Source organism: Pseudazoarcus sp. NS20 (genome assembly GCF_059703745.1).
The window spans coordinates 1,109,009-1,122,726 of sequence record NZ_BAAKIY010000001.1 but is presented as its reverse complement, the minus strand read 5'-3'; the positions used below and the strand labels follow the sequence as shown (position 1 = coordinate 1,122,726).

Annotated in this window: 12 protein-coding genes; 6 read left to right on the top strand and 6 right to left on the bottom strand. The window is 63.8% G+C overall.

What is annotated here, in order from left to right; genetic code table 11:
* The first annotated feature begins 97 nt into the window (after positions 1-97).
* From AC6H0W_RS05105 to AC6H0W_RS05080, 6 genes are all read left to right on the top strand, one after another.
* Positions 98-1,780 carry a nitrite/sulfite reductase gene (locus AC6H0W_RS05105; protein WP_497576051.1) on the top strand — a complete coding sequence of 561 codons (1,683 nt, stop codon included), beginning with the start codon at positions 98-100 and terminating at the stop codon, positions 1,778-1,780.
* Positions 1,773-2,294 carry a DUF934 domain-containing protein gene (locus tag AC6H0W_RS05100; protein ID WP_497576050.1) on the top strand — a complete coding sequence of 174 codons (522 nt, stop codon included), beginning with the start codon at positions 1,773-1,775 and terminating at the stop codon, positions 2,292-2,294. The genes AC6H0W_RS05105 and AC6H0W_RS05100 overlap by 8 nt, the downstream gene beginning before the upstream one ends.
* 21 nt (positions 2,295-2,315) lie before the next feature.
* Entirely contained in the window at positions 2,316-3,035 is a 720-nt protein-coding gene (locus AC6H0W_RS05095; protein WP_497576049.1) for a phosphoadenylyl-sulfate reductase, read from the top strand.
* Between the two features lie 119 nt (positions 3,036-3,154).
* On the top strand, positions 3,155-4,069 hold the full coding sequence (gene cysD, locus AC6H0W_RS05090) for a sulfate adenylyltransferase subunit CysD (RefSeq protein WP_497576048.1): 915 nt from the start codon (positions 3,155-3,157) through the stop codon (positions 4,067-4,069).
* Between the two features lie 44 nt (positions 4,070-4,113).
* The gene (gene cysN / locus AC6H0W_RS05085; protein ID WP_497576047.1) at positions 4,114-5,394 is read left to right on the top strand and encodes a sulfate adenylyltransferase subunit CysN; all 1,281 of its coding nucleotides are present in this window, start codon (positions 4,114-4,116) and stop codon (positions 5,392-5,394) included.
* A 143-nt stretch (positions 5,395-5,537) separates the two neighbouring features.
* Positions 5,538-6,779, top strand: a complete 1,242-nt coding sequence (locus AC6H0W_RS05080) for a nitronate monooxygenase (protein ID WP_497576046.1) — start codon at positions 5,538-5,540, stop codon at positions 6,777-6,779.
* A 48-nt stretch (positions 6,780-6,827) separates the two neighbouring features.
* On the opposite strand, the gene AC6H0W_RS05075 is transcribed toward AC6H0W_RS05080, so the two are convergent.
* From AC6H0W_RS05075 to AC6H0W_RS05050, 6 genes are all read right to left on the bottom strand, one after another.
* Positions 6,828-8,966 (bottom strand): AsmA family protein, encoded by a 2,139-nt coding sequence (locus tag AC6H0W_RS05075; RefSeq protein WP_497576045.1) that lies wholly within the window; start codon positions 8,964-8,966, stop codon positions 6,828-6,830.
* 90 nt (positions 8,967-9,056) lie between these two features.
* A complete protein-coding gene (locus tag AC6H0W_RS05070; protein WP_497576189.1) occupies positions 9,057-9,932 on the bottom strand; it encodes an AEC family transporter in 876 nt (291 codons plus the stop codon).
* Between the two features lie 101 nt (positions 9,933-10,033).
* Positions 10,034-10,552 (bottom strand): acyloxyacyl hydrolase, encoded by a 519-nt coding sequence (locus tag AC6H0W_RS05065; RefSeq protein ID WP_497576044.1) that lies wholly within the window; start codon positions 10,550-10,552, stop codon positions 10,034-10,036.
* 11 nt (positions 10,553-10,563) lie between these two features.
* Positions 10,564-11,892: an ATP-dependent protease ATPase subunit HslU gene (hslU, locus tag AC6H0W_RS05060; protein WP_497576043.1), complete on the bottom strand. Its 1,329-nt coding sequence runs from the start codon at positions 11,890-11,892 to the stop codon at positions 10,564-10,566.
* A 78-nt stretch (positions 11,893-11,970) separates the two neighbouring features.
* Positions 11,971-12,510, bottom strand: a complete 540-nt coding sequence (hslV, locus tag AC6H0W_RS05055; protein ID WP_497576042.1) for an ATP-dependent protease subunit HslV — start codon at positions 12,508-12,510, stop codon at positions 11,971-11,973.
* 27 nt (positions 12,511-12,537) lie between these two features.
* A complete protein-coding gene (locus AC6H0W_RS05050; protein WP_497576041.1) occupies positions 12,538-13,611 on the bottom strand; it encodes an STAS domain-containing protein in 1,074 nt (357 codons plus the stop codon).
* Positions 13,612-13,718 lie beyond the last annotated feature (107 nt).

Genomic DNA, 13,718 nt, shown 5'->3' with positions numbered 1-13,718 from the left:
GCACACCTTCTTCTTTCAACTATGAGAAACCTCTAGCATTCGTTCCCATCGAGCAGGAGTGCCGGTACGCGCCGGCCTCCGCCCACGGAGAGAACGGATGTACCGATACGACGAATACGACCAACGCCTTGTGGATGAACGCGTCGCGCAGTTTCGCGAGCAAACGCGCCGCTATCTTGCAGGCGAGATGACCGAAGACGAATTCCGCCCGCTGCGCCTGCAGAACGGCCTGTACACACAGCGCTACGCGCCGATGCTGCGCGTGGCCATCCCCTACGGCCTGCTGGCCAGCCGCCAGCTGCGCATGCTGGCGCATGTCGCCCGAACCTACGACCGCGGCTACGGCCACTTCACCACGCGCCAGAACATCCAGTTCAACTGGCCGGAGATCAAGGACGTGCCGCAGATCCTCGCCGAACTGGCGACGGTCGAGATGCACGCCATCCAGACCTCGGGCAACTGCATCCGCAACATCACCTCCGACCCCTTCGCCGGCGTGGCCGGTGACGAGTTGGTGGACCCGCGCCCGTGGTGCGAGGTACTGCGCCAGTGGAGCACTTTTCACCCTGAATTCGCCTTCCTGCCGCGCAAATTCAAGTTCGCGGTGAACGGTGCCGAGGACGACCGTGCGGTGATTCAGGCCCACGACATCGGCCTTGACCTCAAGCGCGACGCAAGCGGCCATGTGGGCTTCCGCGTGCTGGTCGGCGGCGGCCTGGGCCGCACCCCGATCATCGGCGAAGAGATTGCCGCCTTCGTGCCGTGGCAGCACATCCTCACCTACTGCGAAGCCATCCTGCGGGTGTACAACCGCTTCGGCCGCCGCGACAACAAGTACAAGGCTCGCATCAAGATTCTGGTGAAAGCCATGGGCATCGACGGCTTCCGCGAACTGGTAGAGGCCGAGTGGGCGCACCTGAAAGACGGCCCCTCGACGCTGACCGAGGCCGAGGTGTCACGCGTTGCCGCCCACTTCGTCGATCCGGCGTATGAAGCGCTGCCGGCCGACGACGCTGGCTACCAGGCACTGCTGAAAGAAAACAAGCCGTTCGCAGCCTGGGCCAAGCGCAACGTGCGCGCCCACAAGCAACCCGGCTACGCCATCGTGACGCTGTCCACCAAGCACAAGGACGTGGCCCCCGGCGACATCACCGCCGAGCAGATGGACCACGCCGCCGACTGGGCCGACCGCTACAGCTTCGGCGAGCTGCGTATCAGCCACGAGCAGAACGTGGTGCTGGCCGACGTCAAGCAGTCCGACCTCTTCTCGCTGTGGAGCGAAGCGCGCGACGCCGGTCTGGCAAGCCCCAACATCGGCCTGCTGACCGACATCATCGCCTGTCCCGGCGGCGACTTCTGCGGCCTCGCCAACGCCAAGTCGATCCCCATCGCCAACGCCATTCAGGCGCGCTTCGACAACCTCGACTACCTGTACGACATCGGCGACATCGAGATCAACATCTCGGGCTGCATGAACGCCTGCGGCCACCACCACGTCGGCCACATCGGCGTGCTCGGCGTCGATAAGAACGGCGAGGAGTGGTATCAGGTCACGGTCGGCGGCAGCCAGGGCAACGACACCTCGCTCGGCAAGGTCATCGGCCCCTCGTTCGCCGCGGCTGAAATGCCCGACGTGGTGGATCAGCTGATCAAGACCTATCTGGCGCAACGTCACGAAGACGAGCTCTTCATCGACACCGTGCGCCGCACCGGCATCGACCCGTTCAAGGCCGACGTTTATGGCGCCCGTGAAGCGCAAAGGAAAGTCGCCAATGGCTAAGCTGATCCGCAATGGCCGCGTTGAAGACGACGCGCGCATCATCGTCACCCTCGCCGAGGGCGACACGCCCGCAACCGTCACCTTGCCCGCAGGCGCGCTGCTGGTGCCGCTCGCGGTGTGGAAAGCGCGCCGCGACGAACTTGCCGGCCGTGATGCCGGCGTATGGCTGGCCGGCAACGAAGACCCGACCGAACTGGCCGACGACCTCGCCAGCCTCGCGGTGATCGGCCTGGACTTCCCGCAGTTCACCGACGGCCGCGGCAGCTCCATCGCCGTGCTGCTGCGCACGCGCTACGGCTACACCGGCGAATTGCGCGCCATCGGTGACGTTCTGCGCGACCAGTTCAATTACTACACGCGCTGCGGCTTCGACGCCCTGCAACCGCGCGAAGGCCGCTATACCGACGCACAGCTCGAAGCCGCCGTAGCGAGCATCAGTGACTTCAGCGAGCCGTATCAGGCGTCGGTAGAGCCCACCAGCCCGCTGTTTCGCCGCGTCGCGCGCGCTGCCTGAGTACGCACCATGCATCCGAACATGAACCCAAACCTGGCCGACAGCGCGCTGCGCGAATCGGTCTCGGCCAAAGCCGCGGCAGCGAGCGAGCTGCTCGGCCGCATCGCGCGCGATTACACGCCGGTCGGCCTGGCCAACAGCCTCGGCGCCGAAGACATGGTGCTCACCGACCTGATCGCCAAGGGCGGCTTCGCCATCGACAACTTCTCGCTCGACACCGGCCGCCTGCCGCTCGAAACCTATGAGTTGATGGCCAAGCTGCAACAGCACTACGGCCTCAAGCTGACGCTGTACTACCCGCAACACGAAGGCGTCGAAGCCTTCACGCGCGAGCACGGCATCAACGGTTTCTACGACTCGGTCGAAGCACGCAAAGCCTGTTGCCACGCCCGCAAGGTCGAGCCGCTGCAGCGCGCGCTCAAGGGCAAAAAGGCCTGGATCACCGGCATGCGCGCACAGCAATCGGCCACCCGCGCCGAACTGCCCGTGCAGCTGTTCGACGCCGACAATGGGCTTGAGAAATTCAACCCGCTCAGCGACTGGACCGAGAAGGAAGTGTGGGCCTACATCCGCCTCAACGATGTGCCCTACAACGCCCTGCACGACAAGTTCTACCCGAGCATCGGCTGTGCGCCCTGTACCCGCCCGGTGGCCATCGGCGAAGACGTCCGCGCCGGCCGCTGGTGGTGGGAAAACCCGGAAAGCAAGGAATGCGGGCTGCACGTACTCCGCAAGGCTTGAGAGGATAAACACCATGCAAGACACCACCCGCTGCGGCCGCATTGCCGCATTCAAGGCCGGTCTGCGCGCCGCCATTCGCGCGCTGCGCAGCCACCCGAAACGCTGAAGAAGAGACACGAATGTCCACGCTGACCAAACAGACCCTCAGCCACCTCGACTGGCTGGAAGCCGAAGCCATCCACATCCTGCGTGAAGTCGCGGGCCAGTGCGCCAACCCGGCGCTGCTGTTCTCCGGCGGCAAGGATTCGATCTGCCTGCTGCGTCTGGCCGAAAAGGCATTCCGCCCGGGTCGTTTCCCGTTCCCGCTGCTGCACGTCGATACTGGCCACAACTATCCGGAAGTGATCGAATTCCGCGACCGCCGCGCCGCCGAACTGGGCGAGCGCCTGATCGTGCGCTCGGTGGAAGACTCCATGGCGCGCGGCACCGTGGTGCTCAAGACCCCGACCGAATCGCGCAACAAGCACCAGTCGGTGACCCTGCTCGAAGCCATCGAGGAATTCAGCTTCGATGCCTGCATCGGCGGTGCACGCCGCGACGAAGAAAAGGCGCGCGCCAAGGAGCGCATCATGAGCTTCCGCGACGAGTTCGGTCAGTGGGACCCGAAGAACCAGCGCCCCGAGTTGTGGAACCTGTACAACGCACGTTCGCACAAGGGCGAAAACATCCGCGCCTTCCCGATCAGCAACTGGACCGAGCTGGACGTGTGGCAGTACATCGAGCGTGAAAACCTCGAACTGCCGTCGATCTACTTTGCCCACGTGCGTCCGGTGGTGCGCAAGGGTGATCTGCTGTATCCGATCACCGAGCTGACCCCCGCGCAACCGGGCGACAAGATCGAAGAGTTGCAGGTGCGCTACCGCACGGTAGGCGACGTGACCTGCACCGCGCCGGTACTCTCCGACGCCGACAGCGTGGCCAAGATCCTGATCGAAACCGCCACCACCACGATCACCGAGCGCGGCGCCACGCGCATGGACGACCAGACCTCGGAAGCCTCGATGGAGCAGCGCAAGAAAGAAGGTTATTTCTGATCCGCGCGCCCGAGACCCCACCGAATATCGAAGGAAACCTGAACATGTCCGCCAACGAAAACCTCCCCGGCATCGACACCGGCCTGCTGCGCTTTCTGACCTGCGGCAGCGTCGATGACGGCAAGAGCACGCTGATCGGCCGCCTGCTGTTCGACACCAAGACCATTCTCGTCGACACGCTGAGCGCCATCGAGAAGACCTCGGCCAAGCGCGGCATGAGCGCCGTCGACCTGTCGCTGCTCACCGACGGCCTGCAGGCCGAGCGCGAGCAAGGCATCACCATCGACGTGGCCTACCGCTACTTCACCACCGGCACGCGCAAATACATCATCGCCGACGCGCCGGGGCACGAGCAGTACACGCGCAACATGGTCACCGCCGCGTCCACCGCGCATCTGGCCATCATCCTGATCGACGCGCGCAAGGGCGTGCAGACGCAGACGCGCCGCCACTCCTACCTCGCCCACCTGGTCGGCATTCCGCATCTGGTGGTGGCGGTGAACAAGATGGACCTGGTCGACTACGACCAGACCACCTTCGAGCGCATCCGCGCCGAGTACACCGCCTTTGCCAAGCGCCTGGGCATTCCCGACGTGCGCTTCATCCCGATGTCGGCACTCAACGGCGACATGATCGTCGACCGTGGCGAGCAACTCGGCTGGTACGACGGCCCGACGTTGCTGCAGGTGCTCGAAGCCACGCCGACGGCGCACACCGAAGTGGCCGAAGACTTCCGCTTCCCGGTGCAGTACGTGTGCCGCCCGCAGGATTCGGCCAACGCAGAGTTGCACGACTACCGCGGCTTCATGGGCCGTGTGGAGTCGGGCGAGATCGCCGTCGGCGACGCCGTGACGGTGCTGCCGTCCGGCCGCGCCAGCCGCGTCAAGGCCATCGAGATCGGCGGCGTGAAGCAGCCCAGCGCCATTCACGAGCAATCGGTGACGATCCTGCTTGAAGACGAGATCGACATCTCGCGCGGCGACATGATCGTCAAGAGCGCTGAACAACCGCAGGTGGTGAAGCAACTCGAAGCCGACATCTGCTGGCTGTCCGAAACGCCGCTGTCGCCGGCGCGTACTTATCTGCTGCGCCACACCGCGCGCGAGGTGAAGGCCAAGGTCGCGAAAATCGACTACCGGCTCGACCTGAACTCGCTCGACAACGTCGACACCGCAGCGCTGGAAATGAACGATATCGCCCGGCTCACGCTCAAACTCGCCCAACCCGTGTTCGTCGACCCCTACTCGCAGAACCGTGCCACCGGCGCCTTCATCGTCATCGACGAAAGCACCAACAACACCGTCGGCGCCGGAATGATTCGCTGATATAGGGTGCGCAGTGCGATAATCGCGGGGGGCCGGAAGGCCCCCCGCTTGCGTTCACTGCGCCCGCTGACGAAGCTCGGGCCACCAAGCAGCACCGGAGACAACGCGGCGACGCCGCCATACCTAAAAGATAGAAAGAGCACATGAAGCGCCTTGACGATTACCGCCTGAAGCTGGGAGCCCGCGAATACGTGCCGATCATGATCGGTGGCATGGGCGTGGACATCTCCACTTCAGACCTGTCGCTGGTCGCCGCCCGCCTCGGCGGCATCGGCCACATCTCGGATGCAATGGTTCCGACCGTCAGCGACCGCCGCTACGACACCAAGTACGTCCGCGACAAACAGAAACTGTACAAATTCAACGTCGCCAACATGGACAAGTCGGCCGTCCAGTTCGACCTCGCCGTGCTTGCCGAAGCCACCGAAACCCACGTGCGCCGCACCATGGAGCGCAAACAGGGTGACGGCCTGATCTTCATCAACTGCATGGAAAAGCTGACGATGAACGGGCCCAAGGACACGCTGCGCGTGCGCCTGCGCTCGGCGCTGGACGCCGGCATCGACGGCATCACGCTGGCCGCCGGCCTGCACCTGGGCTCGTTCGCCCTGATCGAAGATCACCCGCGCTTCCGCGACGCAAAACTCGGCATCATCGTGTCGTCGCTGCGCGCGCTGCAGCTGTTCCTGAAGAAGTCGTCGCGCACCCAGCGCCTGCCCGACTACATCGTGGTCGAGGGCCCGCTGGCCGGCGGCCACCTGGGCTTCGGCCAGGATTGGGCGCAGTACGACCTGTTCGCCATCGTTGCCGAAATCCGCGACTGGATGAAAGCCGAAGAGCTCGACATCCCGCTGATCGCCGCCGGCGGCGTCTTCACCGGCTCCGACGCCGTGGCCCACATCGAAAATGGCGCTGCCGGTGTGCAGGTGGCCACGCGCTTCACGGTGACCCACGAGTGCGGGCTGCCGGAAGACGTCAAACAGCATTATTTCGAGGCGCAAGAGGAAGAGATCGAGGTCAATCAGGTCTCGCCCACCGGCTATCCGATGCGCATGCTCACCAGCAGCCCGGCCATCGGCGCGGGCATTCGCCCCAACTGCGAGGCCTACGGCTACCTGCTCGACGCCAACGGCGGCTGTTCGTACATCGACGCCTACAACCGTGAAGTGGCGCTGCACCCCGAAGAGAAGAAGCTCAAGGTGATGGACAAGACCTGTCTGTGCACCCACATGCGCAACTTCGACTGCTGGACCTGCGGCCACTACACCTACCGGCTGAAAGACACCAGCCGAAAAGGCGAAGACGGCAAATATCAGTTGCTGAGCGCCGAACACGTGTTCAAGGATTACCAGTTCAGCATCGACAACCAGATCGCCCTGCCGTAAACGCACAAAGGCCCGCCGCGCACCCTGCGCGGCGGGCCTTTTCAAGCCTCAGCGATTCAGCAAACCGCCCAGTCCGCGCAGCTTCTCCTGGACGTCCGGCGTAACTCGTTCCTGCAATTCACCCTTCAGCCGCTCCTGCGCCTGCTGCGTCTGCTGCTTGAGCGCACCGCTCATCAGCGCCTGCACATCCAGACCATAGCTCGGGTTCGAGAAGGTGCCGGACACTTTGATCGGCACCGTCACACCCTTCAGGTTCTCAAGGCCCTGCCCACCCTGCCCGGTCAGCGTCGCCACCACGCTCGCGCGCACGCCGTAATCGATGGTTTCCGCCGGAATGTTCACGCTGCCGCTACCGCCCACCCGCAGCAACGGTGAGCGCACGTCGAGATCGTCGTTGCGGGCCACCCCGTTGGCGATCTGCAGCGTTCCGGTCAGCTGCGAAAAGTCGGTCTGATTGGGCTCGTTGAGCGGCGGGGCGGGCTGGCCGCTGATGCGCGCCTGAGCCTGTCGAACGAAGTGCGCAATGTTCACACCCTTGACCGCGCCGTTGAGAAAACCGAAATCGACATTGCCACTCAACGTGCGCTTCATGGCCTCGACATCGTTGCCGCGCATCTGCAGCTTGGCCGTGAGATTGGCATTGCCGGTGAGACGCTCTTCCGCGCCGGTCAGGTCGCGCAGCAAGGGAGCCACGCGAACGCCCTTGAGCGTCTCGTCGAGCGAGACGGCCAGCGCTTGGCCGCGGCCGTCCAGCACGATGTTCCCGGCATAGCGACCTTCGTACAATGTGGCCGACAACGACGACAGGCGCACCACGCCATTCTGGGCACGCACATCCAGGCTGATGTCGCTCAGGGTCGCACCGGCCACAACCAGGGTGCCGACACGCATCTTGCCCGTGATGTCGAGCCCGAGCAGCATCGCCGGATCGATGAGAGCCTCAGCCTCCGTCGCCGGCTTGGCCGTGCCAGCGGGCTTCTCAGAAGAAGACGGTTTGCCGGAGGACGCCGGCTTGGCGGTTTTCTCGCTCGGCGGCAGGTAGCGGTCAAGGTTGATGCCGTCGAGCTGCAGGTCGAAGCGCAGCGCCTTTCTGGCAAGGTCGGTCAGCGCCACTTCACCCGTCAGATTGCTGTCATCAAGCACGGCCACGAAGTCGCGCAGCGCCACCGACGAAGCGGTCGCCTCTACCCGCGCGTTCATGCTGGCGCGCTTGAGCACGGACGAATCCGACACTTCCGGCGCTTCGATGTCCATGGCTTTCATGACGGCCATCGGGTCCAGCGTCGGCACCTCGAAGGTGCCGCTGACGGCCAGCTTGTCCTTCAAACCCTTTGCCGCGAACGTCCCCAGCGCCTTCACGCCGTAGCCGTTGAACTCCATGCCGTTGATCGACGCCGTACCGGCCGCCATGTCCAGCGCGAGCTTGCTGGTCAGCGACAGATCAGCCTGACCACCCGGCAGCCCCGCGCCCTCGCCCTTGAAGGTGAAGCGGAACCCTTCGATGTCAGCCGAGGGGCCAGCCAGATCGAAGAGGACATCGCCCGTGATGTCCACGCGGCCGGACACCTCGGGGGCGCTGCTCGTGACGTCGAACCCGAGCTCCAGCGGGAAGCGGCTGCCAGCGCGCACCTCGCCGGTCTTGAGATCGAGATTTTCGACGACGTACCGGGTGTTGGTCTGGAGGTCAGAGTAAGACACGCGAGCCGAATCGATCTGCACGCCGGCAATCACCAGACCGGCCAGCGCCGCCCCGCCATCGCGTGCGGAAGGCACGTCGCCCGCATCCCCCGCCAGATCAGCCCAGTTGCTATTGCCTTGCGCATCGATCACCAGCCCGGCATCGAGATCACGCAACACCACGCGTGCCACTTCAAGCTCCGAGCGCAGCAACGGCAACAGACGGGCGCGCACCTCGACCAGCCCGGCACTGGCGAAAGGCTGATCGCCGAAGCCCGGCGCGTTGCCCAGGCTGACCTGCTCGATCTCGACCCCGATCCACGGAAACACCGACAAACCGATGTCGCCATTGATCGCCAGCGACCGTCCGGTGGCCTTCTCGACCTCGGCGGCGATGCGGTCACGGTAATCGTTGGGATCGAATATGAATGCAATATAGGCTGCGAGTGCGCCGAACAGGACGACGACGACAGCCACGATGATGGCGATGATTCGAACAGCGGTTTTCATTGCGGTCTCCTGGCCCGAAGCGGTCGGGAAGCGTTCTCAGTAGACCATCCGGCATGACCCCATGCAACGGGGAAGACGCTTCGAAAGCTCTCAGGGCAGCGCCACGGCCAGGGCCACAGGCAAGGTGATCAGCGCGGCAAGGTTGCCGACCAGCACCATTGAGGCCACCGTTGCCGGCTCCTGCCCATAGCGCTCGGCGAAGATGTAGTTGAGCACCGCCGGCGGCAGTGCGCCAAAAACAATCAACAGCGCGCGCTCCTGCGGCGGCAGATCAACGAACAGCATCACACCGAAGGCCAGCGCCACGCCGATCAACGGCCGCGCCACGGCCACCAGCACACCTTGCCCCACGGCATCAATGGTGGAATCCGCGAGACGAACGCCCAGCGCGAAAAGCATCAGCGGAATCGAAATCTCGCCGAGCAAGCGGATGGAGGTCAGCAAAGGCGGCCAGATTTCGATGCCTGCGATGGCCACCGCCAGACCCGCAAAGGTCGCCAGCACCGAAGGCACCCGCCATACCGTCCATAAACGGATGCGGTTGTCGAGCAACCAGGCTCCGTAGGAAAAATGCAGCAGGTTGGAGATCATGAACATCACCACGGCGGGCGCCAACGCAGCTTCCCCAAACGCCAGCACGGCCAAGGGCAGGCCGAGGTTGCCGCAGTTGTTGAACATGATCGGCGGCACCAGCGTGCGCAGATCGATCTTCATCGCACGCGCCAGCGCCCATGCCGCCAGGCCGGAGCCGATCACCACCACCAGCGTCGCGACTCCCAGCGGCACGAAACCGCCGATTTCGAACTCGCGATTGGCCAGCGCGGCGAACACCAGCGCCGGCACGAACACGTCCATGTTGAGCTTGTTGGCCTGCGACAGGTCCGGCTTCATGCGCCGCCCGACGAAATACCCCAGCACCGCGATGGAAAACAGCGGGAAAAGGATCTCAACGATGCGAACGGCAATGTCCATGGAGCACCTGGCCAACAAGCGCGCGTTGAGCGCGCCTCAATAGAAAGGGGCCGGTTTGCCACCGGCCCCGCTGAATCAGTGAAACGTTTGCGCCCTCAGAAGCGCGCGCCCAACACGAACTGCTGCATATCGACTCCGTCGTTGGGCTTTTTGATGCCCGCGTTGGAGAAATGCGCATAGCGCCAGCCGATGCTGAAGCGCTCACCGAAATCGAGACCTACGCCGATCCACTCGGTGAACTGGAAGCTGGTCGAGAAATTGCGCTCGCCCAGTGAAGTCTTGCTGAACAATGCGCCACCCAGGCCGGCTTCAAAATACGGGCTCAACGACTTGTTTGCCCCGGAAACGCGGAAGCCAAGGCCGACGCTGCCGTAACTCAGGCTGTCATTGCCCGGGCGCGAACCGTTGTACCGAAAGCGCCCACCCTCGACGACCGGCTGCAGGCGCATGGTCCAGGATGAACCTTCGCGCACCCACAATTCGCCAAATCGCAGACTGGCCGCGTACTGGGTGATGTTGCCGCGCTCGCCGTAGCGGAAATCGACTCCGGTCTCACCGAATGCCGGCCCGGCCAGCATCGTTGCACCTGCCAAAACCGCTATCGCTGCACGCATTCATCACCTCATCACAAGACGTATCTGGCCAAATCCTCACGCTGTGAAAGCGGCTCCAGGCGGGCATCCACGTAGGCGGCATCAACCTCAAGGGTATCGAAGCCGGGCTTGCCCGCATCGAAGGAGACCTCTTCGAGCAGCTTCTCCATCACAGTGTATAGACGGCGTGCGCCGATGTTTTCGGTTTTCTCGTTCACGCGGAAGGCAATCTCGGCCAAGCGCCGGATTCCGTCGCGAGAAAACGACAGTTTCATGCCATCGGTCGCCAACAAGGCTTCGTACTGCCGCGTGAGGCATGCATCGGTCTGCGTGAGGATTCGCTCGAAGTCTTCCACCGACAGGCTTTCGAGCTCGACACGAATCGGCAAACGCCCTTGCAGCTCAGGGATGAGATCGCTCGGCTTGGAGAGGTGAAAGGCCCCGCTGGCGATGAACAGGATGTGGTCGGTACGGATCATGCCGTACTTGGTCGACACCGTCGTGCCCTCCACCAGCGGCAGCAAATCACGCTGCACACCTTGGCGGGACACATCAGCACCGCTGGCATCGGAGCGCGCGGCAACCTTGTCGATCTCGTCGAGAAACACGATGCCGTTCTGTTCGACGGCCTGCACGGCTTCGGTCTTGACCTCTTCGTCGTTGATCAGGCGCGCAGCTTCTTCGTCCGTCAGCACCTTGAGCGCTTCGGAAATTTTCATGCGGCGCTGCTTGCGGCGCCCCTGGCCGAGGTTCTGGAACATGCCCTGGATCTGCTGCGTCAGGTCTTCCATGCCCGGCGGCGCGAAGATCTCCGTGCCCATTGGCTGCAGAGCAACTTCGATATCGATTTCCTTGTCGTCGAGCTCACCCTCGCGCAGCCGCTTGCGGAATTTCTGACGGGTGGCCGTATCGACCGGCTCCGGGTCGCCGTAGCCGGTGGGGCGTGCCGGTGGCAACAGCGCGTCGAGCACACGATCTTCGGCGGCGTCTTCGGCGCGCGTGCGCACATGGCGCATGGCGTGCTCGCGCGCATCCTTGATGGCGATCTCGACAAGATCACGAATGATCGTCTCGACGTCACGGCCGACGTAACCGACTTCCGTGAACTTGGTAGCTTCGATCTTGATGAACGGCGCATTGGCGAGGCGTGCCAGACGCCGTGCGATCTCTGTCTTGCCGACGCCGGTGGGGCCGATCATCAGAATGTTCTTGGGCGTGATCTCACCACGCAGCGGGTCGGCGACCTGCGCGCGGCGCCAGCGGTTGCGCAGCGCAATCGCCACGGCGCGTTTGGCCTTGTCCTGCCCGACGATGTGCTTGTCGAGCTCCGAAACGATTTCGGGGGGTGTCATCCACGTCATTTCACTGCCCTCCGGCCACTTCGTGACCACCTCCACAAGGGAGGGCAGCGCCGCCTTCGGGCGGCCGTGCGGCGGCGTTCATGGCTTCAGCTCCTCCACGATGTGGTTCTGATTGGTGTAGATGCACAGGTCACCGGCGATGGCCAGCGAGCGGCGCACGATCTCGTCGGGCGGCAGGTCGGTGTTCTCGTACAGGGCCCGCGCGGCGGATTGGGCATACGCCCCGCCACTGCCGATGGCGACGATGCCCTGCTCCGGCTCGAGCACGTCGCCGTTGCCGGTAATCACCAGTGAATGATCTGCATCGGCCACGGCCAGCATGGCTTCAAGCCGGCGCAGCATGCGATCGGTACGCCAATCCTTGGCCAGCTCGACAGCGCTACGCAGCAAATGCCCCTGGTGCTTTTCAAGCTTGGCCTCAAACCGCTCCACGAGCGTGAAGGCATCGGCCGTTCCACCAGCGAAACCCACGAGAATCTTGCCGTTGTAGATCGGGCGCACCTTGCGTGCGCTGGCCTTGATGACGATGTTGCCCAAGGTGACCTGTCCGTCGCCGCCCAGCGCCACATGGCGCCCACGTCGCACCGACAGGATGGTTGTACCGTGATATTGCTCCATAGACCGTCCTGAAAAACTCGAACGCGCTCAGCAGCGCGGAATGATCTTGGCCACTTGCCCGACGCCCATGACGTGCATGAGCGCCAAGACCATGGCATTGACGTTGCGCAAGGTCACATGGCGGCCCTTGCCTTGCAGTGTGGACAGCACGTTGAAGAGGGTGCCAGCGCTGACGAAATCCATGCGGCGCAGCACCCCGCACTCGACCACCAGTTCGCTCTGCCTGTCCGCCAGTTCGACCAGGCGGCCGAACACGGCACTGTTGCCGCCCAGCATTTCACCCTCGAAACTCAACTCGGCACCGACCGGAGTCGGCACCTCGGCTTCCGCCTTGTGCGCTGCTGATGGCAGTGCCGCGACCGGCGCCCAGGAGGGAGGCGACTCTTCGAAAGTGATTGCGTAGTCCACCGCGTATTGCTCGAAACGCTCCTGATCATCGCCATGCTGCAGCAACTCAAGCAACAGCTGCCACGCCGGCCGCTGATCGGGCGTGCCGACCACGACGCGGGCGACCAAGGCATCCAGCAGCTTGCCGAAGTTGACCAGAGAAACCGTGATTCGATCGCGGCGCATCTGCGCAATCGCCTGGATCATCTCCTGACAGCCGGCGTCATCGGCGCCACGCACCGTCTGCAAATCGATGCGCACCGTGCCGTTGCGCTGCCCCAGCACCACATACGGGGCCAGCTGCTTCGAGACGCCGGCGGTCAGCGTGCCGGTCAGATTGACGGCTGTCGCCGCACCGGTTTTGGACTTCGGCCCGGCGGCCGACAGGTCGGCCCAAGGAGGGGGAGATCGTTCGAAACGGGTCGCAAACTCGATGACGCGAGCCTCGAAACGCTCGCGCTGCCCGGTGAGCCGGTACAGATCGAGCAGCATCATCCACGGCCACTCGTTGCCGCCATGGGTGCTGTCGCGCAGCAATGCATCGAGCAAGGCCTCAGCCTCGCGGATGTTGCCGTTGGCGTACAACACGGCAACCTCTTCACACACCGACCCGATGCCGGTGCTGACTTCCTGTACCTCGACAAGCCCGGCGCATTCATTCAGGGACAGTTCGTCCTCAGCCAGAATGCTGGACGGCGCTTCCGAATCGATCACGGAACGAGTGGTCTTTTGCTTGGGAGTAACGGGCACGCTTGGCTCTGTCGCAAATGAACAGGCTTTTTGTAAAAAAGTGCCAAAGAATAGCACTTTGATAGCCGCCG

What these genes read in the sequence shown, in the direction of transcription:
- AC6H0W_RS05105 (WP_497576051.1), top strand. Translation starts at nt 98, where the DNA reads ATGTACCGATACGACGAATACGACCAACGCCTTGTGGATGAACGCGTC.
- AC6H0W_RS05100 (WP_497576050.1), top strand. Translation starts at nt 1,773, where the DNA reads ATGGCTAAGCTGATCCGCAATGGCCGCGTTGAAGACGACGCGCGCATC.
- AC6H0W_RS05095 (WP_497576049.1), top strand. Translation starts at nt 2,316, where the DNA reads ATGAACCCAAACCTGGCCGACAGCGCGCTGCGCGAATCGGTCTCGGCC.
- cysD (WP_497576048.1), top strand. Translation starts at nt 3,155, where the DNA reads ATGTCCACGCTGACCAAACAGACCCTCAGCCACCTCGACTGGCTGGAA.
- cysN (WP_497576047.1), top strand. Translation starts at nt 4,114, where the DNA reads ATGTCCGCCAACGAAAACCTCCCCGGCATCGACACCGGCCTGCTGCGC.
- AC6H0W_RS05080 (WP_497576046.1), top strand. Translation starts at nt 5,538, where the DNA reads ATGAAGCGCCTTGACGATTACCGCCTGAAGCTGGGAGCCCGCGAATAC.
- AC6H0W_RS05075 (WP_497576045.1), bottom strand. Translation starts at nt 8,966, where the DNA reads ATGAAAACCGCTGTTCGAATCATCGCCATCATCGTGGCTGTCGTCGTC.
- AC6H0W_RS05065 (WP_497576044.1), bottom strand. Translation starts at nt 10,552, where the DNA reads ATGCGTGCAGCGATAGCGGTTTTGGCAGGTGCAACGATGCTGGCCGGG.
- hslU (WP_497576043.1), bottom strand. Translation starts at nt 11,892, where the DNA reads ATGACGTGGATGACACCCCCCGAAATCGTTTCGGAGCTCGACAAGCAC.
- hslV (WP_497576042.1), bottom strand. Translation starts at nt 12,510, where the DNA reads ATGGAGCAATATCACGGTACAACCATCCTGTCGGTGCGACGTGGGCGC.